Genomic DNA, 22,401 nt, shown 5'->3' with positions numbered 1-22,401 from the left:
AAACCATGGGCGTGCTCAGTGAATTCAAAGCCTTTGCAGTCAAGGGCAACGTGGTCGACATGGCGGTCGGTATCATTATCGGCGCAGCCTTCGGCAAAATCGTTTCATCTTTTGTCGGTGATGTAGTGATGCCACCCATTGGGCTGCTAATTGGTGGGGTGGACTTCAGCGACCTGGCAGTCACCCTGAAAGCCGCCGAAGGTGATGTGCCCGCAGTGGTCATGGCCTACGGGAAGTTCATCCAGACCGTCATCGACTTCATCATCGTCGCCTTCGCCATTTTCATGGGGGTAAAGGCGATCAACCGGCTCAAGCGCGAAGAAGCCGTTGCACCCAGCGCGCCCCCTGTCCCTACCAAGGAAGAAGAGCTGCTGACTGAGATTCGTGACCTGCTCAAGAACCAAAGCAACAAGCCGTAAGCGACACAACGCTGGCGCCCGCGTGCGCCAGCGCCTGATGCTGCTACCAGTAGTTTTCCACTGCAACCTGGCCGGGCCGACGGCTCAGGCTCAATTGCATGTCGCGCTGTTTGAGTAGCGCTCGGGTGTCATCGATCATCTGCGGGTTACCACAGATCATCACCCGTGAATGTTCGGGCGTCAGTGCTGCACCGGCAACACGCTCCAGTTCGCCATTCTCGATCAATCGAGTGATACGCCCGTTGAGTGCCCCCGGGTGTTGCTCACGGGTAACGATGGGAATGAACTGCAACGCACCCGCGTATTCGGCCAGGTAATCGCGCTGTTCAAGGCCCGCAATCAGTGGCTGATAAGCCAGCTCCCGGGCCTCACGCACCGAATACACCAACTTGATGCGTTCAAACCGCTCCCATACTTCAAAATCCTGCAGGATTGATAGAAAGGGAGCGATACCCGTGCCGGTTGCCAACAACCACAGATCACGTCCACCCACGAAGCGGTCCAGGGTCAGAAACCCGAATGCCTGGCGATCAATCAGCAGGCTGTCACCCTGACGCAAACGGCTGAGTTCGCTTGTGAACTCCCCTCCCGGCACCACGATGGAAAAGAAATCGAGGTACTCATCGTGCGGGGCGCTGACCATTGAGTACGCACGCCAGACCACACTGCCATCAGCCCGTGTCACGCCCAGGCGCGCGAACTGCCCGACACGGAAACGAAACCCCTGGTCACGCGTAATCCGCAAACTGAACAGACTCGGGGTCAGCGGCTGCACATCCAGCAGCGTTTGACGCGTGAACTTCTCCTCACTGGCAGTCATGACCTGCTCCAATCGTCGATTAAGACCAGTGTCTCGCAAAATGCGCCGCATAAACACGGACGATTAGTAAGCGATACCTGCACCTGCTATCGCAAAATAACCCAAGCAAATACTAGGACTTTTCCTACAATCAAAAACACACGGAGTTTGGATCCATCAAAAGGAGGTGACTTGCCATGCCCTATTGGAACCAGGAGCAGATGCAACAGCTGCTCAATGAACACAACGAACAGCAGCTGTTTGAAATTGCACTGTCCCTGGCAAAGCAACTCGGCATGGACTTCCTGGGGTTCACGATCCGCAGGCACGTTGCGACCCAATCCCCTCAGTACATACTCCTGAACAACTTTCCAAGTGAATGGAACACGCGCTACCAACAGGGCGATTACATAAAGATTGACCCCATAGCAACCCATTGTCAGCAATCACTGGCCGCCATTCTCTGGGATGAAAACGCGTTTGCCGAGGTTCCCGAATACTGGGAGGAAGCACAGTCCTTTGGCCTGCGTTTCGGCTGGAGCCTGGCCATACACGACGCTCGCGGCAATCAGAGCATGCTCAGCGTGCTTCGGGCGAACGGCCCTGTAACGACTGCCGAGTTCTTTGACAAGGCCTGCCATACCTTATGGCTATGTAACCTGATACACACCCTGATCGTGGAGCGCATTCACCCACCCAAACGCCTGACATATGAATTGTCTGCTCGGGAAATCGAAGTGCTCAAGTGGTCCGCCGAGGGCAAAACCGCGGCCGACATCGCCTGTATTCTGGCCTTGTCTGAAAGCACCGTTAATTTCCATATCCGTAGCGTCATGGCGAAGATGAATACCAATAACAAGACCAGTGCGGTTGTCCGGGCCGCCATGAATGGTCTTTTATGACGCGCCAAGCGCCAGTCAGTGCGGTGTAAACCCTGTAGAATCGTCGTCAACTTGCCGTCGCTCGCCGCGACGGCCGCCGATGCCCCAGAGCCTTATGCCATGCCCTTGCTGATCAACCCCTTTGCCGAACTTGACCTGATCCGCCAACCCGAACAAGCCAACGACCCCCTACAAGCGTTTGATGCCGCCGATGAGTACCTGCTTGAGCACCTGGCCGAACAGGCGCTGCCGAGCAGTGCTCGGGTGCTGGTACTGAATGACAGTTTTGGTGCCTTGGCCATCAGTTTGAGCCGTCATGTACAGGTGGTCAGCAGTGGCGACTCATACCTGGCAAGGCTTGGTCTGGAAAAGAACCTGCCGCGTAACGGTCAGCCCTTTGACAGTGTCACCTTCGTTCCGGCCAGTGCCGCGTGGCAAGGCCCGTTCGAACGCGTGCTGGTGCGCGTTCCCAAAACCCTGGCGTTGTTTGAGGAGCAGTTGATTCGCCTGCAGGGGCATCTGGCTCCAGGCGCTCAGGTCATCGCTGGCGCGATGATCAAGCACTTGCCACGTGCCGCTGGCGATCTGCTGGAAAAGTACATCGGCCCGGTGCAGGCCTCCCTGGCGCGCAAGAAGGCACGCTTGCTGATTGCCACGGCAGAAAGCAAAGCCCCCTTCACCTCGCCCTACCCGACCCGCTATCGTCTGGACGAACCGGCGTTGAACCTGCTCAACCATGCCAACGTGTTCTGCCGCGAAGGCCTGGACATTGGCACACGGGCCTTCCTTCCCCACCTGCCAAAGAACCTCGGGCAAGCGCGGGTCGCCGACCTTGGCTGCGGTAACGGCGTGCTGGCGATCGTCAGTGCGCTGGCCAACCCACAGGCACAGTACACACTGGTCGACGAGTCTTATATGGCGGTTCAGTCGGCCCGCGAAAACTGGCACGCGGCGCTGGGTGAGCGTGACGTGGAAATACGCGCCGACGATGGCCTGGCCAGCCAGCCCGAGCGCTCACTGGACGTGGTGCTGTGCAACCCGCCGTTCCATCAGCAGCAGGTGGTCGGCGATTTTCTGGCCTGGCGCATGTTCCAGCAGGCCCGCGAAGCACTGGTCCCCGGCGGTGCACTTTACATCGTCGGTAACCGCCACCTGGGTTACCACAGCAAACTGGCGCGGCTGTTCCGTGGCGTCGAACAAGTCGGGGCCAACCCCAAGTTCGTGGTGTTGAAAGCGCGCAAGTGAACAGGCAAAAAAAACCCTTCGTAGCGAACCGCTACGAAGGGTGAGAGGCCGCCGCAAGGCGGCAATGGGAGTTTGCCTAATGGGTGCTAAGGCCGGCAGCGCTCATGAACAGGCGCATCAGCCAGGCGAATATCCCCAAGGTCACGACGCTGCCCGCCCAGATCACCGCCAACCAACCCAAGCGTTGCCAGAGCGGTTTGTTTTCGGCGTTAACGGTTTCTTTAACAGCCATTTCACACCCTCCGTTCAAACCCTAGTGGTAGCCGTCTTCGTGGGTCACCTTGCCGCGGAACACGTAGTAGCTCCAGAAGGTGTACCCCAGAATGAACGGGATGATGAACAAGGTGCCGACCAGCATGAAGCCCTGGCTTTGTGGTGGCGCAGCAGCATCCCAAATAGAGATCGATGGCGGGATGATGTTTGGCCACAGGCTGATACCCAGCCCGCTGTAGCCCAGGAAGATCAACACCAGGGTCAGCAGGAACGGGGTGTAGTGGGCATTACGCGCCACTGCCTTGAGCAGGCCATAGAGGGTCACCAGCACCAGGATCGGTACCGGCAGGAACCAGAACAGATTCGGCAGGCTGAACCAACGCGTGGCGATGTCCGGGTGCGCAAGCGGCGTCCACAGGCTAACGATGCCGGTCACCGCCAGAAGCACCAACGCCAACGGCCGCGCCAGATCGTGCATCTGCTTCTGCAACTTGCCTTCGGTTTTCATGATCAGCCAAGTACAGCCCAGCAAGGTGTAGGCGACTACCAAGCCCACGCCACAGAACAGGCTGAACGGGCTCAGCCAGTCCAGGCTACCACCGGCGTAGGAACGGTCGACCACCTTGAAGCCTTCAATGAAGGCACCCAACGCGACCCCCTGGAAGAAGGTGGCCGCAAGCGAGCCACCAATGAACGCCTTGTCCCAGATATGACGCTTGTCGGCCTTGGCCTTGAAACGGAACTCGAAGGCCACACCACGGAAAATCAGCCCGACCAGCATCAGCATCAACGGCAGGTACAGCGCTGACAGCACCACGGCATAGGCCAGCGGGAAGGCGCCGAACAGTGCAGCGCCGCCCAACACCAGCCAGGTTTCGTTACCGTCCCAGACCGGCGCAACAGTGTTCATCATCACGTCGCGGTCACGGTCGTCCTTGATGAAGGGGAAGAGCATGCCAATCCCCAGATCGAAACCATCCATGATCACGTACATCATGATCCCGAAGATGATGATCACGGCCCAGATCAGCGGTAGATCGATACCCATGATTCAGTTCCCCTTGTTCAGGCTGAAGTTTTCGCCGTCGTGGTTATCGTCACCCGCAGCAGACAGCGGCCGTGCCGGAGTGCGTTGCTGACCAGGACCGCCAGTGCTGACTTCCTTGCCTTCGTCAGTTTTCGGCCCCTTTCGCACTAGGCGCATCATGTAGCCCAAACCTGCTCCGAACAGCGCGAAATACACCACCACGAACATCACCAGCGTCACACCCAACTGGGTGTAACTATGATTCGAGGCACCGTCGGCGGTACGCATCAGGCCATAGACCACCCACGGCTGACGACCGACTTCAGTGGTGAACCACCCGGCGAGTACTGCGATCAAACCGGACGGGCCCATCCACAGGGTCAGGTAGAGGAATGGCCGCGAACTGTAGAGGCTGCCACGCAGGCGCAACCAGACACTCCATAGGCCGACCGCAATCATCAGCATGCCGAGGCCGACCATGATCCGGAACGACCAGAAGACTACGGTCGAGTTCGGCCGGTCTTCAGGGGCGAACTCCTTCATCGCCGGCACTTGTTTATCCAGGCTGTGGGTCAGGATCAGGCTGCCCAGTGCCGGGATCTCTAGTTTGAAATGGGTGGTTTCGGCTTTCATGTCGGGGATGCCGAACAGAATCAACGGGGTCGGCTCGTCCCCGACGTTTTCCCAGTGCCCTTCAATGGCAGCGATTTTCACCGGCTGGTGCTTGAGGGTGTTCAACCCATGGAAATCGCCGATAACCGCTTGAACCGGCGCGACGATCAAGGCCATCCACATGGCCATCGATAGCATCTTGCGGATCGCCGGGTTGTCACGCCCACGCAGTAGATGCCAGGCCGCCGAAGCACCGACAAAGAATGCCGTCGCGACAAACGCCGCGGTCGCCATGTGCGCCAGACGATAAGGGAAGGACGGGTTGAAGATCACGGCCAGCCAGTCCACCGGAATCACTCGACCATCAATGATCTCGTAACCCTGTGGGGTCTGCATCCAGCTGTTCGAGGCAAGGATCCAGAAGGTCGAGACCAAGGTGCCAAGGGCGACCATGAGGGTGGAGAAAAAGTGCAGACCGCGGCCTACACGGTTCCAGCCGAAGAGCATGACGCCAAGGAAACCGGCCTCAAGGAAGAAGGCGGTCAATACCTCGTAGGTCAGCAAAGGCCCAGTGACGGCCCCGGCGAAATCGGAGAAACGGCTCCAGTTGGTGCCGAACTGGTACGCCATGACCAGGCCGGATACAACGCCCATACCGAAGTTCACGGCGAAGATCTTCGACCAGAAGTGATACAGGTCGCGGTAAACGCTGTTGTTAGTCTTGAGCCACAGGCCTTCGAGCACCGCCAGGTAGCTCGCCAGGCCAATGGTGATGGCCGGGAACAGGATATGGAACGAGACGGTAAACGCGAACTGGATTCGGGCGAGATCGAGTGCCTCCAAACCGAACATAGTGCTTCCTCTGTCAGGTAATCTGGCGCGCGGCGAATGCCTTTGCGCCAACTGCCCCCACGGCTATTGAGTGCCACACATTGGAGTTGTTCTGGAAACAGCAATCGTAGGGATTTACGGCCACGGGGCCGATTCGTTGCATCTGCAACTATTGACGCAGATCAACGTATGAAAAACAGAATAGTCCCGAACGCCTGCGCAGGTTATGTGGTCGATTGCCGCGTGACCGGTTGCCTCACCCCCTTTACGAGGTAACTGTTTAGTGCGCTAACCGCCCACTCTCGGGCTTTCTGGTTCGCTCAGGTATTCACTGCCAGCAGCTTTCAAATGCTCACCCTGGCCATCGGTTGGCACCTCTATCCATTGACCGGCAGCGTGCTTGACCTCGACCTGGCGGTGTTGGCCGTACTGGGTGCCGCCGGGGCGGTGTTGGAACGCTGCTGGTGACCGGGCTGTGGATAAAACTGTTCCCAAGCCTGGCCAGCCGCGATCACTTGCACACGGTCGAACCCTTATAGACAACGCCACGCCTTCCTGCGGATACCATGCCAGCGCCCAAGATGGGCGTATCTGCATTACTCCTCGTCGATCATGCTGGTATGATGCGCGGCTTTTTCCCGACCCAAGGAAAATACACAGCCTCCCGGTATGGTCTGTGCTTTGCTAGTTGGGTCGATCATTCACGGCGCCAGCGCGCGCCACGGGAGCAGGCATGCTGGAAAGGCTGTTTCAACTAAAAGCACACAACACCAACGTGCGCACCGAAATTCTGGCGGGCGTCACCACGTTCCTGGCGATGGCCTACATTCTGTTCGTCAACCCCAGCATCCTCGGCGAAACCGGCATGGACAAAGGCGCGGTCTTCGTCGCCACCTGCCTGGCTGCCGCCATCGGCTCGACCGTCATGGGCGTGATCGCCAACTACCCGATCGCGCTGGCACCAGGGATGGGCCTGAACGCCTTCTTTACCTACACCGTCGTCCTGAACATGGGCCACACCTGGCAAGTCGCGCTGGGGGCAGTGTTCATTTCCGCCGTGTTGTTCTTTCTGCTGTCGATTTTTCGTATCCGCGAATGGATCGTCAACAGCATCCCGCTGCCGCTGCGCTCGGCCATTGCCGCCGGTATCGGTCTGTTCCTGGCACTGATCGCCCTGCACAACGCTGGCATCGTGGTCGCCCACAAGGCAACCGTGGTCGGCCTGGGCGACCTGAAGCAACCCGCACCGATACTCGCCACCCTGGGCTTCTTTCTGATCGTCGCACTGGAAGCACTGAAGGTGCGTGGTGCCGTACTGATCGGCATTCTCGCCGTCACCCTGGCCTCCATCACGCTGGGCTTCAGCGAGTTCGGTGGGGTAATGTCGATGCCACCGTCACTGGCGCCAACCTTCCTGCAGCTGGATATCAAGGGTGCCCTGGACATTGGCCTGATCAGCGTGATCTTTGCCTTCCTGTTCGTCGACCTGTTCGACAATTCGGGCACCCTGATTGGCGTTGCCAAACGTGCTGGCCTGATGGGCAAGGACGGCCACATGCCGAAGATGGGGCGCGCCCTGATCGCCGACAGTACTGCAGCCATGGCCGGTTCGCTGCTGGGTACCTCGACCACCACCAGCTACATTGAGTCGGCCGCTGGCGTCAGCGCCGGTGGACGTACCGGGCTGACAGCAGTCGTGGTCGCCGTGCTGTTCCTGCTGGCGCTGTTCTTTGCACCGTTGGCCGGCAGCGTGCCCGCCTATGCTACGGCGCCGGCGCTGCTGTTCGTCGCCGTGCTGATGGCGTCGGGCCTGGCTGAAATAAACTGGGACGACATCACTGAAGCCGCACCCGTGGTCATTACGGCCCTGGCGATGCCGCTGACCTACTCGATTGCCAACGGCATCGCCTTTGGTTTCATTTCCTGGACGGTCATCAAGCTGATCTCTGGCCGTGGCCGCGAGGTCAATTCGGCGCTGGTGGTCCTGTCGATTCTGTTCGTCATCAAACTGGGCTGGTTCAACGCATGAGTGCTGTCCTCGATCCTGCAACTTACAGCCAACAATTGGACGCCAAGGTCGCTCGCCTGCGCGAGCTGCTGGCGCCTTTCGCAGCACCGGAACCGGCCGTCTTCGACTCACCGCGCGAGCACTATCGCCTGCGTGCCGAGTTCCGCCTCTGGCGTGAAAACGAGCAGCGCTTCTATGCAATGTTCGCCCCTGGCGAAAAGCACACGCCGATCCTGATCGAAGACTTCCCGATCGCCAGCCTGCGTATCAACGAACTGATGCCCAAGCTCAAAGCCGCCTGGCAAGCCAGCTCGGCCTTGAGCTTCAAACTGTTCCAGGTGGAGTTCCTCACCACCCTGGCCGGTGACGCGATGATTACCCTGTGCTATCACCGGCCATTGGACGAGCACTGGGAGGCTGCAGCGCGGCAGTTGGCCAGCGACCTGAATGCAAGCATCATCGGTCGCTCCAAGGGCAAGCGTGTGGTGATCGGCCGCGACTATGCGGTCGAAGAGCTGCAGGTGGCTGGACGCAGTTTCCGCTACCGTCAGCCCGAAGGCGCGTTCACCCAACCCAACGGCACGGTCAACCAGAAGATGCTGAACTGGGCCTATGACGCGCTGGGTGAGCGCCAGGACGACCTGCTGGAGCTGTACTGCGGCAACGGTAACTTCACCTTGCCGCTCGCTACCCGGGTTCGCAAGGTACTGGCCACCGAGATCAGCAAGACGTCAGTCAATGCCGCCCTGCACAACCTCGATGACAACGCTGTGGATAACGTACGCCTGGTGCGCCTGTCCGCCGAAGAACTGACTGAAGCGCTCAATGATGTGCGCCCCTTCCGTCGCCTGGAAGGGATCGACCTGAAGAGCTACCAGTTTGGCAGCGTCTTCGTCGATCCACCGCGTGCGGGCATGGATCCGGATACCTGTGAGCTGACACGACGTTTCGACAACATCCTGTACATCTCCTGCAACCCGGAGACCCTCGCGGCCAACATCGCCCAGTTGCACGACACACACCGTATCGAGCGCTGTGCATTGTTCGACCAGTTCCCCTACACCCACCACATGGAAAGCGGGGTGTTGTTGGTACGACGTTGATCGACAGCCATCCTGATGGCAAGAGGGTCAGGGGGTGTACCGCAACAAGGGCACCCATTGATCCTCGTCAGCCAGCCCGCCATGGTGGCCCAACCACTGGCTGGCGTGCTTCTCCACCTGACTGCGAATGATCCCCCCATGCCCACGGGGTATCACGATCAGGTCGCCAATACGGGCTTCGGCCCCGCTCAGCACCACGTCACCGAACAGACTCTGCTTGATTGCCTGGGCCTTGCTCAGCACCGTATAGGCGTCGCCGAGGCGCTCTTGCCAGCGTGCCAGCACCCGGTCCAGCTGATGCTCCGCCACGTAGACATGACGCGCCCGTATATCCCCAGCCACGGCATGTACGCCTTGCTGCAGAGTTGCATCCTCATCGAAATCGACCACCCGTGCGCTGTCCAGCCGAACCATGCCATGGTCCGCGATGACCTTCAGATCGGCACCCGCGGGCAGGTACAGGGCAATCGACTGGGCCAATTGGTCAGCAATCTCCAGCTGTTTGAGCCACGGTTCGGAGCCCGGCCCATACACGTGCCCAGCAAAATCCAGGTCACCAAAATAAGCGAAACACAAGGCCGGACGCTCTGCCTCAAGGGCCTTGCGCACCAATGCCGGATAAGCCTCGTATGCCACTGCCGGAAGAATCTCGCCAGCACGGTAGATCGCTCTGGAAAAGTCCGATGTGGCGTAGCGGCCAAGCATCAGTGTACTGATGGCGATCCCCTGCTCTGCCGCCTTTGACCAGGCCATGCGCGGAACGATGAAATCGTCGGGCGCAGGTACAGGGCTGCATGCGCCCTCCCCCTGCAGCGCCGAACTGCTCCAGGTCAGCGGAGAGAGCGCCGTCTGCGCATCAAGGGCAAAACTGCAACCCACGATTCCGTGGGCGCCACTGGCCAGGCCCGAAGTGATAGAGGCCAGGCTGGTCGCGGTAGTCGCAGGAAAGCCGACGCGAAAACACCCGTCAGGGCGCATCAACGCAGCGAGAAATGGTGCTCGGTGCGCATGCTCGTGCAGCAAGTGCCACCCCAGACCGTCGATCAACAACAGGCAGGTTGCCGAAGCCGCCTCCAACCTGAAGGTGTTGTTGAACGCCCTCCCCCCCAATGACGCCAGAATCGACTGGGTGAGGTGAGCAAGCCCCGGCCAGGTCGCCTCCAGTGACGGCCTCTCTTCCCTCTGCACCGCCATATTTCCCTCCGTGGTCAGGTTGTTAAACAACAGGTTTAGCACACCCTGTTCGATCAGCGAACAGAAAAAGCGCCGACCCGGCTCTCGCCAATTGACCAAATTAACCAGTTAGTACAATTTGCTCGAGACAGCGTTTCCTCACTCAAGAACAACAACGGAGCCCACCGATGAGTCGTACCGTCCTGGTCCTCAATGGTCCCAACCTCAACCTGTTAGGCACCCGAGAGCCGGCTACCTATGGCCGCGAAACCCTGGCTGATGTGTCCGCCCTGTGCAGCCGCAGTGCCGCCCAACTGGGGCTGGAAGTTGATTTTCGCCAAACCAACCATGAAGGCGAACTACTCGACTGGATTCACCAGGCCCGTGGTCGATATGCGGCCATCGTGATCAATCCGGCAGCCTGGACCCACACGTCAGTCGCCATCCGCGACGCCTTGGTAGCCGTGGAGCTTCCGGTTATCGAAGTACACATTTCCAACGTGCATGCCCGTGAGTCGTTCCGCCATCACAGCTATGTCTCGTCCATTGCTGTTGCCGTGCTCTGCGGTTTCGGCATCAACGGCTACCGCTTGGCCCTGGAACATCTCGCTCAATGGCTGTCGACTCAGGAGCAATCGGCATGAACCGTAAACCCAGCGTTCTCGCCGGCCTGATCGGCGCCGGCATCCAGGCTTCACGCACCCCTGCACTGCATGAGCATGAAGGGGCGGCACAAGGTCTTAACTACCTCTATCGCCTGATCGACCTTGACGTCTTGAAGCTCGACAGCAGTGCCCTGGAAGAACTGCTGACAGCCGCCGAGCACATGGGCTTCACCGGGCTGAACATCACCTTCCCGTGCAAACAGGCCATCTTGCCGCTGCTCGACGAACTGTCGCCAGAGGCACGGGGCATTGGCGCGGTCAACACCGTGCTGCTCAAGGACGGTAAACGCATCGGCCACAACACCGACTGCCTGGGCTTTGCCGAAGGGTTTCGCCGTGGCCTCACAGGTGTACAGCGTCGGCTGGTGGTGCAGATGGGTGCTGGCGGCGCTGGCGCCGCAGTGGCTCATGCCTTGCTGGGCGAAGGCGTTGCGCAACTGGTCATCTTCGATGTCGAGGCCGCTCGAGCCCAGGCGCTGGTGGATAACCTCAACCAGCATTTCCCCGGAGCTCCCGCTCGTGTTGGGCATGACCTGGAAGCGGCAATGGCAGAGGCCGACGGCCTGGTCAACACCACGCCGATGGGCATGGCCAAACTACCCGGCATGCCGGTGCCCAAAGCGCTGCTGCGCAGCAACCTGTGGGTAGCTGAAATCGTGTATTTCCCACTGGAGACCGATTTACTTCGCGAAGCTCGAGCGCTGGGCTGCCAGACACTGAACGGCGGAACGATGGCCGTGTTTCAGGCGGTCAAGGCGTTTGAGCTGTTCAGCGGCGTACCGGCCGATGCCCAGCGGATGATCGAGCACTTCAGCAGTTTTCAGAACTGATCCGTGTAGCCGCTGCCAACCGGCAGCGGCACCTGGCTCATGCCTGCAGGTAGCGCAGCACCGACTCGCAAATCATTTCGCGGTGGCGCGCCTTCACTGCGCTGTCCTCGAAATCGACCTGGAAAATCTCACCGAACGTATGTCGGTTCGAGACCCGATAGAAACAGAACGAACTGATCAGCAAATGCACGTCCAGGGCTTCCAGGCCTTGGCGGAAAAGCCCTTCAGCAGCACCGCGGCGCAGAATCTCATCCAGCGCCATCAGCACCGTCTTGTTCATCGAGCTGATGGCCGATGAGCGTTTGACGTAGTCACCGTGGTGCATGTTTTCGTTACAGACGATTCGCACAAAGTCGACATTGCGGTCGTGGTGATCGAAGGTGAACTCGACCAACCGACGAATGCCCTGACGCGGCTCCAGCTCTGCCAGGTGCAAACTGCTTTCCGTGCTGCGAATGTCGCCGTAGAGCTTTTCCAGCACTTCGATGTACAACTGCTCCTTGCTGCTGAAGTAGTAGTAGATCATGCGCTTCGAGGTATGCGTGCGCTCGGCAATCGCATCGACCCTGGCCCCTGCGAGCCCCTGCTGGACAAACTCGCAGATTGCCGCCTGAAGAATGCTCTCCCGCGTCTTTTCAGGGTTGTTCTTGCGGCTTCTGCGCACCGCCTCGGTAGGGGCGGCGCAAAGTGCTGGGGTTGTCGTCATACGGGACTCATGGCCATCTGTGAACATCGTGATTATGAGGCCCGCATGCCTGAGAAGGAAGTCGAAGCCTGTTCCCCTAAAGTTTAACTTGTGCCTGGCTGCCGCTGCGTGCCTTGGCCATCGCCGCCAAACGCACCGCTACGTTGGCCGCACCGTAGCCACTGTATCCGTTGCGTCGTTGCAGCACTTCGAAGAAGAAACGCTCTTCAAATGGCTGGGTGTACACGTGAAACAGTTCACCGCCCTGGGCATCACGGTCGTACAGCACGTTGTAATAGGCCAGTTCACTGAGGAACTCGTCATCGAAGTCGAAGCGTGCGGCCAGATCGTCGTAATAGTTGAGCGGGATGTCGAGCAGGGCAACACCGGCTTCCTTGGCCTGCTTCACTGCGGCAAAGATGTCATCACAATCGAACGCAATGTGATGCACGCCCGAACCACGGTAATGCGACAGGGCATGGGAGATCGCGGTATTACGGTTCTCCGAGATGTTCAAGGGCAAGCGGATCGAAGTGCAACGGCTGCGCAGCGCACGGCTCTTGACCAGGCCGTAAGGGTCGGGCAGCACGACCTCGTCATCGGCACTGAAGTCCAGCAGGCTCTTGTAAAACAGCGCCCAACTGTCCAGGCCATCGGCCGGCAACGCCAGCGCCATGTGATCGATACGGGTCAGGCCCAGGGACGTGGCAGGTTGCTGCACCAGGCTGAAATCAGTGTCGTAGATAGTCCGCCCTTCGGCATCCTGGTCGACCAGATAGATCAGGCTGCCATCGGGCGCACGCACCGCCGCCAACTCGCGCTCGTTGGGGCCTACCAGGCCGCGGTAAGGCTGCCCGTGATACGCCACCGCCCGTGCCAGCGCTTGCGTGCTGTCTTTTACTCGAATGGCCGTAGCGCAGAGCGAAGGCCCATGGCTCTCGAAAAAGTTGTGCGCAAAGGAGTAAGGCTCGGCATTGAGGATCAGGTTGATATCGCCCTGACGCAGCAGGCTGACATTCTTCGAACGGTGTTCACCGGCCTTGGTAAACCCAAGGCGCTCCAGCCAATGCGAGAGTTTGGCGCCCAGTGCGTCATCCACCGCGAACTCAAGAAACTCGATGCCGTCGTAGGCACTGGCCGCTGGCGGCGTGAACAGCAGGTTGTCATCCGGCAACGGGCCAGACTGCTCAAGCAACAGCCGCGTCTTCTCTTCCAGGTACAACAGCGAACGCAAGCCATCGGCCGCATTGGCCCGTGGCGGCGCAGCCCGGAAGCCATCGTTGAAGATCTCCAGCGACAGCGGACCGCGATACCCTGTCGAAAGAATCGGAGCAAGAAACCCCGGCAAATCAAATTCACCTTGCCCAGGGAAGCAGCGGAAATGACGGCTCCACTCCAGCACATCCATGGCCAGGATTGGCGCGTCGGCCATCTGCACGAAGAAAATCTTCTCGCCCGGCACCTGCGCAATACCCCGTGGGTCGCCCTTGAGCGACAGGGTATGGAAACTGTCGAGAATCATCCCCAGGCTGGCATGATCGGCCTCCCTGACGATATCCCAGACTTGCTCCCAGGTATTGACGTGGCGGCCCCAGGCCAGCGCCTCATAGCCGATACGCAGGCCACGAGCCCCCGCACGTTCGGCCAGCAGCCGCAGGTCATCGACCAGTATCTGCCGCTCGCCCAACGAGTCACTGGCAACGTTACTGCAGACCAGCACCAGGTCGGTGCCCAGTTCCTGCATCAGGTCGAACTTGCGCTCGGCCCTGTCCAGGTTGCGCGCCAGGCGATCGCGGCGGCACCCTTCAAAGTCCCGAAACGGCTGAAACAGCGTGATCGCGAGCCCCAAATCAGCGCATCGCTGACGAATCTCGCGAGGGCTGCCGGCGTAATAGAGCAGGTCATTTTCGAATATTTCGACGCCATCGAAACCGGCGGCGGCAATCGCTTCAAGTTTTTCCGGCAGGGTACCGCTCAAGGATACGGTGGCAATCGAACGCTGCATTTTCTGGCTCCGATAGGCAGGCATGGCGCAATGAACGAATTATTGGCAACCCACTTTAGCAGCTCAACACAAAAGGTACGAACTGGTTAGTTTTGTGTTCGATTATCGAACAAATTAGCATTCGACGAATTGACCCATTTTCGGGCAGTAGCGCACCATTTCGTCACGGGGCAGTCGTGCTCAAAAAGCCAAAAGCTTCTCGACCACTGCCAATCAATCGACCGCCGCGTACTTCGGCGACCGCCGCGCGTCACCCAATACCCTGGCTTGACCATAAACATAAAAAATACGGGTAACCCACAATGATCCACACACAAAGCTCCCGTTCGGCCCAGCCTCTGGGCAACACCCCGCATGCTGGTATCGGTGACAAGATTCGTGGCGCCATGGCCGTGGGCAAGACCCGCTGGTACATGCTCGCCCTCGTGTTCTTCGCCACCACACTGAACTACATCGACCGCGCCGCACTCGGTGTCATGCAGCCCATCCTGGCCAAGGAAATGAGCTGGACAGCGATGGACTACGCCAACATCAACTTCTGGTTCCAGGTGGGCTACGCCATCGGTTTCGTCCTGCAAGGACGGCTGATTGACCGGGTCGGCGTCAAGCGTGTGTTCTTCTGCGCCGTACTCCTCTGGAGTATCGCGACAGGCGCACATGGCCTGGCGACCTCTGCTGTCGGCTTCATGGTCTGCCGGTTCATCCTCGGCCTGACCGAGGCGGCCAACTACCCGGCCTGCGTCAAGACCACACGCCTGTGGTTCCCGGCTGGCGAACGCGCCGTTGCTACCGGCATCTTCAATGCCGGCACCAACGTGGGGGCAATGCTCACGCCGATGCTACTGCCACTGATCCTGAGCGTCTGGGGTTGGCAGGCTGCATTTATCGCGATGGCCATGCTCGGGCTGGTCTGGGTGACATTCTGGGCGCTGAAGTACTTCAACCCGGAAAACCACCCGACAGTCAGCCAGGCCGAACTGGCCTACATCCAGAATGCTACCGAGCCTGAACAAGCCCGCGTGCCGTTCTCTCGTATCCTGCGCATGCGTGGCACCTGGGCCTTTGCCCTGGCCTACTCTCTGACCGCGCCAGTGTTCTGGTTCTATCTGTACTGGCTGCCACCGTTTCTCAATCAGCAGTACAGCCTGGGCATCAACGTGACCCAAATGGGTATCCCGTTGATCGTGATTTACCTGAGTGCCGACTTCGGCAGTGTCGGTGGCGGCATCCTGTCTTCGTTCCTGATTGGTCGCGGCATGGCCCCGATCAAGGCGCGGCTGCTCTCGATGCTGCTGTTCGCCGGCACCATCGTCAGCGTGATCTTCGCCGCGGGCGCCAGCAGCCTGTGGGTCGCGGTACTGGCCATCTCCCTGGCCATCGCCGCACACCAGGCCTGGACGGCCAACATCTGGAGCCTGGTGATGGACTACACACCGAAGCACATGATGAGCACGGTGTTCGGCTTCGGCGGCATGTGTGCAGCCATCGGCGGCATGTTCATGACGCAGTTGGTGGGCTACGTTCTGACCGTCACCCAAAACAACTACACCGTACTGTTCACCATGATCCCCGCCATGTACTTCTGCGCCCTGCTGTGGATGTACTTCATGGCGCCACGCAAGATCCCTACCGTCACTGACTAAGGGCATCTAGGGTTTGCGCTGCAACCACGCAGCGCACAGCCCGCTCAGGCATATCAGTGCAATCCCCACCAGCCCGGCCTTGTCCGGGCTGTGTCCGAACAGAACAAACCCCAATACGCCCGCAAATACCACCTGGCAGTAGCTGAACGGAGCCAGCATGGCCGGTGCTGCATGCCTGAACGCCTGGGTCAGGAACAGGTGCGCAATCATTCCGAACGCGCCAAGCACCACGGCCAGCGCAGCATGCTCCCAGGTTGGCGTGTGCCAGAAGAAAGGCACTAACGCACTCATCACCAACGTGTTCACGACACCGGTAAAGAAGTTACTGGCGCTAGGGCTGTCGACTTCACTGAGCTTGCGCGTCAGCAATTGATAGAAGCAAAAAACCAGCGCCGAACAGAACGGTAACAACACCGCAGGCGTAAACAGATTGCCTCCCGGATGAACGATCACCAGCACCCCGACAAAACTGACCAGAACGGCCAGCCATTGCCCTCGGGAAACCTGCTCCCCCAGCAGCGGCACAGACAGCGCCGTCACCAACAAAGGGGCCAGGAAGTTCACCGCAGTCGCTTCGGCCAACGGGATGAACTGCAATGCCGTGGTGAACAGCAGGCTGGTCGCCAGCAGACACAGCGCCCGTAGCGCCTGCAGCGCCGGTCGACGCGTGCGCAACAGGCGCAGCCCCGACTGCGGCAGGAAAATGGCCATCATCAACAGGGTATGAACCAGGTAGCGAGCCCACACGACCCATAGAATCGGGTAAAACCCTGAAAGGTACTTCGACAAAGCATCGTGACTGGCGAACAGAAACGTCGCCACCACAATCAAAACAATACCTTTCAACGGCCGAGTGACATCACCTAATGCAGCGGGACGGGTCATCAACAATGCTCGCAGGTCAACGGAGGCTCAACACCTGAAGGGTCTTTTCCAGCGCCAGCGTTGCACGCTCTAGAGCACTGACGCCCTGCTCAAGCAACTGCCGTGTAGGGATTTCCAGGCTCAGCGGCAGGTCACAGGGCAAGCAGCGCAACAACCCTTGCAGATCGCAATCGCCATCGCCCGGAAAGCGCCGCTCGTTACGCGCCTGACGCAGGATTTCAGCCATATCGTCAGGGCGCGGCCCCGCCACGTCACACAACTGGGCATAGCGCATGCGTGAACGCGGCAGTTGTCGCAGCGCTTCCAGTGACGACCCCGAGCGATCGAAGTGGAAGGCGTCAATCAGCACGCAACCATTGTCGCGCCCAGCGCTCTCGACAATGCGCCGCGCCTGGGTAAGGTTCTTCGCATCAGTCCACGGCATGAATTCCAGATGGGGGTGCAGGCCATAGCGAGCGGCAAGGTCACACAGGGCGGCGAAGTTATCGGTCTGGCGCTGCTCATCGGGATCGTTACCGGCCACCAGCAGCTCCGTGGCGCCAAACTCGGCGCCAACGCTCAGCAAGGCTTCAAAATCCCCGACACGGGTATCGGGTTTGAGCCGCAGGATTTCCACATCCAGCACCTTAATACCGGTGTCACGCAGGCGTGCAGCGGTCTGACGACGCAGCTCGGCGTCACGCACCAAGGGAAAATGGTGCTCTTCTGGCGTGGCGGGCTCCAGGCGCAAGCCAACATGGCTGTAACCGGCCCGTGCGGCCACTTCAACCATCTGCACCGGGGACAACTCCAGCACCGTCAAGGCCGCCAGCGACATAACGCGTTGATTCATGATGACTCCTTCAGGGATTAAAGACAGGCAGGGGCGCAGGCGCGACCAGTACGCGCAGCCTCGCGAATGGCTTCGATCAGTGCCAGCGTACGCCCAGCATCAGCCGCACTGACCAGCGGCTGAACCTGGCCACGAGCGACCTGGATAAAGTGCAGCAGTTGCAGGCGCAGGGCCTCATCGGCAGTGAACGGCTCCTGCACCTGCAGCAGCGGTTGATGCCAACCCTCCCCGGCTTCGGCGTAGTGCCAGCGCTTAAGCTGAGGAATGCTCAGGGCACCCGCGGTACCTGCCAACAGGTAGCAGGGTTGATCGGCCTGACGCGAGTAGACCGGGTTCTCGCCACTGTCGAGCTCCCAGCTCCAGGGCGCGGCCACGGCATCAGAGCCGGTCAGGCTGCCCAGCGCGCCGTTATCGAACTGGAGCAACACCGCCGCGCAGTCCTCATTGCCAAAGCCGCGTACCGCGTTGCTGGTGATCGCCTGCACCTGGCGAACCTCGCCACACAAGTAACGCAACAGGTCGAGGTCGTGGATCAAGTTGGTCAGCAACATCCCCGCGCCAGCCTCGCGCCGCCACGGGATATCGAAGTAGCTGTCTGGCTTGCGCAACTGCCAGAGCGCGGTGACGGTGGTCAAACGCCCTAAAACGCCACGCGATATCACTTCATGGGCGCGGGCAATCAAGGGATTGTGTCGACGGTGGTGCCCAACCAGAACCGGCACCCCGGTAGCCTTCGAGGCCGCGACCAGTTCGCGCACTTCCCCTAGCTGCACACCCACCGGTTTCTCCAGTAACACAGGCACCCCTGCCGCCAGGCAGTCGAGTGCCGTACTCACATGCAGCGCGTTCGGGTTGGCGACGATGACGGCCTCAGGCCGGGCGAGAGCGAGCATCTGCCGGTAATCGGCGTAGTACGCCACAGCGCACTCGGCAGCAAACTCAGCCGCACTTTCATTCGGGTCGGCCACCGCGCACAGCTGTGCCTGGTCGAGTGTTCGTAAATGCTGATAGTGCTGGCGGCCCATGACCCCTGCCCCGATCAAGGCAATTCGCAATGGCTGATTCAAGCCCGAGCTCCTCGAGGTGCGTTGTTGTTATTCGCATTTTATTTAGAACTCAGTTCCACTTTTCTTGCAAGCAAAAAAAATGGCAGCCCTGAGGGCTGCCATTCGCTATGGCGCGGCAGAAACGCTAGAGGAACAACTCCGAAGCGGGGCAGGCTGCCGACAACTCTGCCGTCGCAGCCAGCAATGCAGGGGCCAGTTCATGCATACGCGCCTCACTCATACGGGCACTAGGCCCGGCGACGCTGAGCACCCCGACCACATGCCCGTCCAGCGGGTGACGCACCACTGCCGCCAGTGCCGAGGTGCCTACCGCAGAGCTCTCAACGACCCAGGCATAACCATGCTCACGGGCAATGCGCAGACGCTCGAGCAAATCGGCATTGGAAGCCGGGGCATTGGGGCCAAAGTCCTCCCGCTGGGCAATCCCTTGGCGCTCCACCAGCAGCAAGGCCTGCGCATCACTCAGGCTGGCCAGCCAGGCATGCCCGGAAGCGGTGTAAAACAATGGCGCATCCCGGCCCATATCGGGGTCATAACGCAACCCCGAGCGAGCCCCCTGAGCTTTGGCGATCCAGGTTTGGCGCTCGCCGTCGATCACTCCAAGACGCACCAGCTCACCCGTTTGCTGGGCCAATTGATCAAGGACGGGTTGAACCACATCGGCGCCAGCGCTGGAGAGGTAACGAAAACCCAAAGCGACCAGCTTGGTACTCAGCAGATAACGACTGTTTTCCGGGTTTTGCCGCACATACCCGAGGCGTATCAGCTCGGCCAACATGCGATGGGTAGCACTCTTGGGGATGTCCAGTTGCTCAGCCAGCGTTTGCATTGGCAGGCCGCGCGGGGCGCTGGTGAGGCTTTCGAGAAGGCTTAACGCACGTTCAATCTGACTGCCGGCCATGGTCACGGTCCCTAAAAATTTTGCCGATTCTAAAGAGCGTCGGCGAAAGCGCAAACCACTGTTCGATCTTCGCCCATTTTGCCCGCTTTGCACTTGGCGATATCGGACAGCAACCATAGAATATGGAATTGAGTTCCAAAAACAAAACTATTCGACCCTGAACGCGAGATCTCAAATGCCTGCCGACACCTCTTTGCACACCACGGTGGACTGCGATGTCCTGGTCATCGGTTCCGGTGCTGCCGGTTTATCCACCGCCGTGACAGCCGCCTGGCACGGTAAAAAGGTCATCGTGGTCGAGAAAGACCCGGTGTTCGGCGGCGCCACTGCCTGGTCCGGTGGCTGGATGTGGGTGCCCTGCAATCCACTGGCACAACGCGCCGGTATCATTGAAGACCGTTCACTGCCCCGTACCTACCTTGAGCACGAACTGGGCGAGTGCTTCGATCCCGTAATGATCGATGCGTTTCTGGAGGCCGCGCCTCACATGGTCTCGTTCTTCGAACGCCATACTGCCCTGCAGTTTTCCGATGGCAACGCTATCGCCGATATTCATGGCGACACACCCGGTGCCGGAACGGGCGGACGTTCGGTTATCGCCGCCCCCTACAATGCTCGCGAAGTCGGCAAGTTGCTCAAACGCCTGCGCAAGACCATGCGCGAAACCTCGTTCATGGGCATGCCGATCATGGCCGGCAAAGACCTCGCGGCCTTCCTGACCCTGACCCGTTCCTGGCGCTCGCTGCTCCACGTGACCAAGCGCTTCAGCCGGCACCTGCTCGACCTGGCGCTCAACGGTCGGGCCATGCACCTGGTCAATGGTGTTGCACTGGTGGCCAGGCTGGCCAAGTCTGCCGAAGACCTCGGCGTACTGCTCTGGGAGTCGGCCCCGGCCAGCGAACTGATTCACGAAAACAACCGGGTGGCTGGCGCCGTCGTGCAAACACGCAACGGCCCCGTTAAGATCCGCGCGCGTCATGCGGTAGTGCTGGCGGCAGGCGGCTTCCCCAACGATATCGAACGTCGCAAGGCGTTGTTCCCGCGTACGCCCACCGGCAACGAACACCTGGCCTTGCCGCCACTGAGCGCCAACGGCGACGGCCTGCGCCTGGGCGAAAGCGTCGGCGGCCGGATGGCTGACGACCTGCTCAGCCCGGTCGCCTGGGCACCGGTCTCCAGGGTGCCATACAAGGACGGCACGTTCGGTCACTTCCCGCACATCATCGAACGTGGCAAGCCAGGCATTATCGGTGTACTGGCGAACGGCAAGCGCTTCGTCAACGAAGCCGGCGGTTACTATGACTATGTCAGTGCCATGGTCGCTGCGGCGCCGGGTGAAGAGGTGGCCTCCTGGCTGATCTGCAGCCATGCCTTCCAGCGCCGTTATGGCCTGGGGATTTCCCGCCCGTTCCCACTGCCGGTCGAACCCTTCGTACGCTCCGGCTACCTGAAGAAAGGCGACACCCTTGAAGCGCTGGCCCAGGCTTGCGGTATCGAACCCCAGGGTTTGAGTACGACCGTCGAGCAATACAACCGCCATGCGCGCAACGGCGAAGACCCGTTGTTCGGCCGTGGCTCTACACCCTACAACCGTAAACAAGGGGATGCGTTGCATGGCCCCAATCCTTGCGTCGCGCCGATCGAGAAAGGCCCCTTCTATGCAGTTAAAGTCGAACCGGGCTGCTTCGGCACCTTCGCTGGCCTCAAGACCAACGAGCACGCCCAGGTGCTTGATGAGCAACGCCAGCCCATTGCCGGGTTGTATGCGGTAGGTACCGACATGGCCAGCATCATGGGCGGCCACTACCCGGCCGGCGGCATCAATCTGGGACCGGCCGCGACCTTTGGTTACATCGCTGGACGCCACATTGCCGGCGCAACAGCCTACGAGTAATTCCACTACAAACCGCAGCCCATAAAGAAGCCCGCCAATTGGCGGGCTTCTTTATGGCGCTACAGGCTTAGAAGTCGAAGAACACCGTCTCGCCTTCACCCTGAATACGGATGTCGAAGCGGTAGGCCAGTTTACCGTCCACTTCACAACGCTTGGCAACCAGGGTCTCGCGACGCTGCGGCTGCTCGATCAGGTTGAGTACCGGGCACTTGGCGTTGGCCTCGGCTTCATCATCGAAGTACAAGCGGGTCTGCAAGTGGATATTGATACCACGGGCAAACAGGCTCACGTTGATGTGCGGCGCCATTGGCACACCGGCGGCATTCAGCGCGACACCCGGCTTGATGGTGTGCAGGTTCCACTCGCCCGCATCAAAGGTCGTGGCTGTGCGACCGAAGCTGTTGAATGGCTTTTCCAGGTTGAAATCTGGCTGATAGTGACCCTCATGGTCAGCCTGCCAGAACTCCAGGAACGAGTCGCGCACCAGATGGCCGTTGCCATCGTATACGTGACCAAACACCAGGATCTGTTGGCCTGGCGCATCGGCACGCGCCATACGGTTCCAGATTTCCTGAGGACGAGTCGGGTTACCGGCGGCCTCCAGTGCCAGGCCGATATGAACGTAAGGACCGGCGGTCTGCGAAGGGGTTTCCGGCAGCAGTTGAGTAGGCATGGCGGGGCTC

The 22,401-nt window shown here is 59.9% G+C and carries 21 protein-coding genes and 1 pseudogene; 10 read left to right on the top strand and 12 right to left on the bottom strand.

Features of this window, described 5'->3' with window-relative positions:
* The first annotated feature begins 5 nt into the window (after positions 1 to 5).
* Positions 6 to 419: a large-conductance mechanosensitive channel protein MscL gene (gene mscL / locus CYD26_RS03730; protein ID WP_065759280.1), complete on the top strand. Its 414-nt coding sequence runs from the start codon at positions 6 to 8 to the stop codon at positions 417 to 419.
* Between the two features lie 43 nt (positions 420 to 462).
* Here mscL and CYD26_RS03725 read toward each other — a convergent pair whose 3' ends face one another.
* Entirely contained in the window at positions 463 to 1,239 is a 777-nt protein-coding gene (locus CYD26_RS03725; RefSeq protein WP_102051824.1) for a ferredoxin--NADP reductase, read from the bottom strand.
* Between the two features lie 200 nt (positions 1,240 to 1,439).
* On the opposite strand from CYD26_RS03725, the gene CYD26_RS03720 reads away from it, so the two are divergent.
* On the top strand, positions 1,440 to 2,120 hold the full coding sequence (locus tag CYD26_RS03720; protein WP_245704318.1) for a LuxR family transcriptional regulator: 681 nt from the start codon (positions 1,440 to 1,442) through the stop codon (positions 2,118 to 2,120).
* A 99-nt stretch (positions 2,121 to 2,219) separates the two neighbouring features.
* Positions 2,220 to 3,344 carry a methyltransferase gene (locus tag CYD26_RS03715; protein ID WP_102051823.1) on the top strand — a complete coding sequence of 375 codons (1,125 nt, stop codon included), beginning with the start codon at positions 2,220 to 2,222 and terminating at the stop codon, positions 3,342 to 3,344.
* Positions 3,345 to 3,420: 76 nt separating this feature from the next.
* Here the strand turns inward: CYD26_RS03715 and CYD26_RS03710 are convergent, their stop codons facing one another.
* From CYD26_RS03710 to CYD26_RS03700, 3 genes are read right to left on the bottom strand one after another with little or no spacing between them, the layout of a single operon-like run.
* Positions 3,421 to 3,576, bottom strand: a complete 156-nt coding sequence (locus CYD26_RS03710; protein ID WP_065759284.1) for a DUF2474 domain-containing protein — start codon at positions 3,574 to 3,576, stop codon at positions 3,421 to 3,423.
* Positions 3,577 to 3,597: 21 nt separating this feature from the next.
* Positions 3,598 to 4,605 (bottom strand): cytochrome d ubiquinol oxidase subunit II, encoded by a 1,008-nt coding sequence (gene cydB, locus CYD26_RS03705; RefSeq protein ID WP_065759285.1) that lies wholly within the window; start codon positions 4,603 to 4,605, stop codon positions 3,598 to 3,600.
* Between the two features lie 3 nt (positions 4,606 to 4,608).
* Positions 4,609 to 6,048 carry a cytochrome ubiquinol oxidase subunit I gene (locus CYD26_RS03700; RefSeq protein ID WP_102051822.1) on the bottom strand — a complete coding sequence of 480 codons (1,440 nt, stop codon included), beginning with the start codon at positions 6,046 to 6,048 and terminating at the stop codon, positions 4,609 to 4,611.
* A gap of 255 nt (positions 6,049 to 6,303) precedes the next feature.
* Here CYD26_RS03700 and CYD26_RS25780 point away from each other — a divergent pair.
* The 3 genes and pseudogenes from CYD26_RS25780 to trmA form a co-directional block, all read left to right on the top strand.
* Positions 6,304 to 6,450, top strand: a pseudogene (locus CYD26_RS25780) (hypothetical protein); the annotation flags it as partial.
* 310 nt (positions 6,451 to 6,760) lie between these two features.
* Complete coding sequence (locus tag CYD26_RS03695; RefSeq protein ID WP_065759287.1) at positions 6,761 to 8,056, top strand: NCS2 family permease; 1,296 nt, start codon at positions 6,761 to 6,763, stop codon at positions 8,054 to 8,056.
* Positions 8,053 to 9,138 carry a tRNA (uridine(54)-C5)-methyltransferase TrmA gene (gene trmA / locus CYD26_RS03690; protein ID WP_065759288.1) on the top strand — a complete coding sequence of 362 codons (1,086 nt, stop codon included), beginning with the start codon at positions 8,053 to 8,055 and terminating at the stop codon, positions 9,136 to 9,138. Before CYD26_RS03695 ends, trmA begins: the two co-directional genes overlap by 4 nt.
* 27 nt (positions 9,139 to 9,165) lie before the next feature.
* On the opposite strand, the gene CYD26_RS03685 is transcribed toward trmA, so the two are convergent.
* Positions 9,166 to 10,332, bottom strand: a complete 1,167-nt coding sequence (locus tag CYD26_RS03685) for an alkaline phosphatase family protein (protein ID WP_102051821.1) — start codon at positions 10,330 to 10,332, stop codon at positions 9,166 to 9,168.
* A gap of 167 nt (positions 10,333 to 10,499) precedes the next feature.
* On the opposite strand from CYD26_RS03685, the gene aroQ reads away from it, so the two are divergent.
* Both aroQ and CYD26_RS03675 read left to right on the top strand, forming a co-directional pair.
* On the top strand, positions 10,500 to 10,955 hold the full coding sequence (gene aroQ / locus CYD26_RS03680; protein ID WP_065759290.1) for a type II 3-dehydroquinate dehydratase: 456 nt from the start codon (positions 10,500 to 10,502) through the stop codon (positions 10,953 to 10,955).
* Positions 10,952 to 11,806, top strand: a complete 855-nt coding sequence (locus tag CYD26_RS03675) for a shikimate dehydrogenase (RefSeq protein ID WP_065759291.1) — start codon at positions 10,952 to 10,954, stop codon at positions 11,804 to 11,806. The genes aroQ and CYD26_RS03675 overlap by 4 nt, the downstream gene beginning before the upstream one ends.
* Positions 11,807 to 11,843: 37 nt before the next feature.
* Here the strand turns inward: CYD26_RS03675 and CYD26_RS03670 are convergent, their stop codons facing one another.
* Positions 11,844 to 12,512, bottom strand: coding sequence for a TetR/AcrR family transcriptional regulator (locus tag CYD26_RS03670; RefSeq protein ID WP_065759292.1), 669 nt, complete (start codon positions 12,510 to 12,512; stop codon positions 11,844 to 11,846).
* Between the two features lie 76 nt (positions 12,513 to 12,588).
* Positions 12,589 to 14,496 carry a 3-dehydroshikimate dehydratase QuiC gene (quiC, locus tag CYD26_RS03665; protein ID WP_065759293.1) on the bottom strand — a complete coding sequence of 636 codons (1,908 nt, stop codon included), beginning with the start codon at positions 14,494 to 14,496 and terminating at the stop codon, positions 12,589 to 12,591.
* Between the two features lie 302 nt (positions 14,497 to 14,798).
* On the opposite strand from quiC, the gene CYD26_RS03660 reads away from it, so the two are divergent.
* Positions 14,799 to 16,139, top strand: a complete 1,341-nt coding sequence (locus CYD26_RS03660; protein ID WP_065759294.1) for an MFS transporter — start codon at positions 14,799 to 14,801, stop codon at positions 16,137 to 16,139.
* 6 nt (positions 16,140 to 16,145) lie between these two features.
* Here the strand turns inward: CYD26_RS03660 and CYD26_RS03655 are convergent, their stop codons facing one another.
* The 4 genes from CYD26_RS03655 to CYD26_RS03640 form a co-directional block, all read right to left on the bottom strand.
* A complete protein-coding gene (locus CYD26_RS03655) occupies positions 16,146 to 17,024 on the bottom strand; it encodes a DMT family transporter (RefSeq protein WP_102051820.1) in 879 nt (292 codons plus the stop codon).
* A 16-nt stretch (positions 17,025 to 17,040) separates the two neighbouring features.
* A complete protein-coding gene (locus CYD26_RS03650) occupies positions 17,041 to 17,856 on the bottom strand; it encodes a sugar phosphate isomerase/epimerase (RefSeq protein ID WP_099773478.1) in 816 nt (271 codons plus the stop codon).
* A gap of 17 nt (positions 17,857 to 17,873) precedes the next feature.
* Positions 17,874 to 18,923, bottom strand: a complete 1,050-nt coding sequence (locus CYD26_RS03645; RefSeq protein ID WP_102051819.1) for a Gfo/Idh/MocA family protein — start codon at positions 18,921 to 18,923, stop codon at positions 17,874 to 17,876.
* Positions 18,924 to 19,047: 124 nt separating this feature from the next.
* Complete coding sequence (locus CYD26_RS03640) at positions 19,048 to 19,824, bottom strand: IclR family transcriptional regulator (protein WP_065759298.1); 777 nt, start codon at positions 19,822 to 19,824, stop codon at positions 19,048 to 19,050.
* A gap of 175 nt (positions 19,825 to 19,999) precedes the next feature.
* Between CYD26_RS03640 and CYD26_RS03635 the strand changes: the two genes are divergently transcribed.
* A complete protein-coding gene (locus CYD26_RS03635; protein ID WP_102051818.1) occupies positions 20,000 to 21,718 on the top strand; it encodes an FAD-dependent oxidoreductase in 1,719 nt (572 codons plus the stop codon).
* Positions 21,719 to 21,785: 67 nt separating this feature from the next.
* Here the strand turns inward: CYD26_RS03635 and pcaG are convergent, their stop codons facing one another.
* Entirely contained in the window at positions 21,786 to 22,391 is a 606-nt protein-coding gene (gene pcaG / locus CYD26_RS03630; protein WP_065759300.1) for a protocatechuate 3,4-dioxygenase subunit alpha, read from the bottom strand.
* Between the last annotated feature and the right edge of the window lie 10 nt (positions 22,392 to 22,401).

The organism is Pseudomonas sp. FFUP_PS_473 (assembly GCF_002858665.1).
Taxonomy (GTDB): domain Bacteria; phylum Pseudomonadota; class Gammaproteobacteria; order Pseudomonadales; family Pseudomonadaceae; genus Aquipseudomonas; species Aquipseudomonas defluvii.
This window is presented reverse-complemented; position numbering and strand designations above follow the sequence as displayed.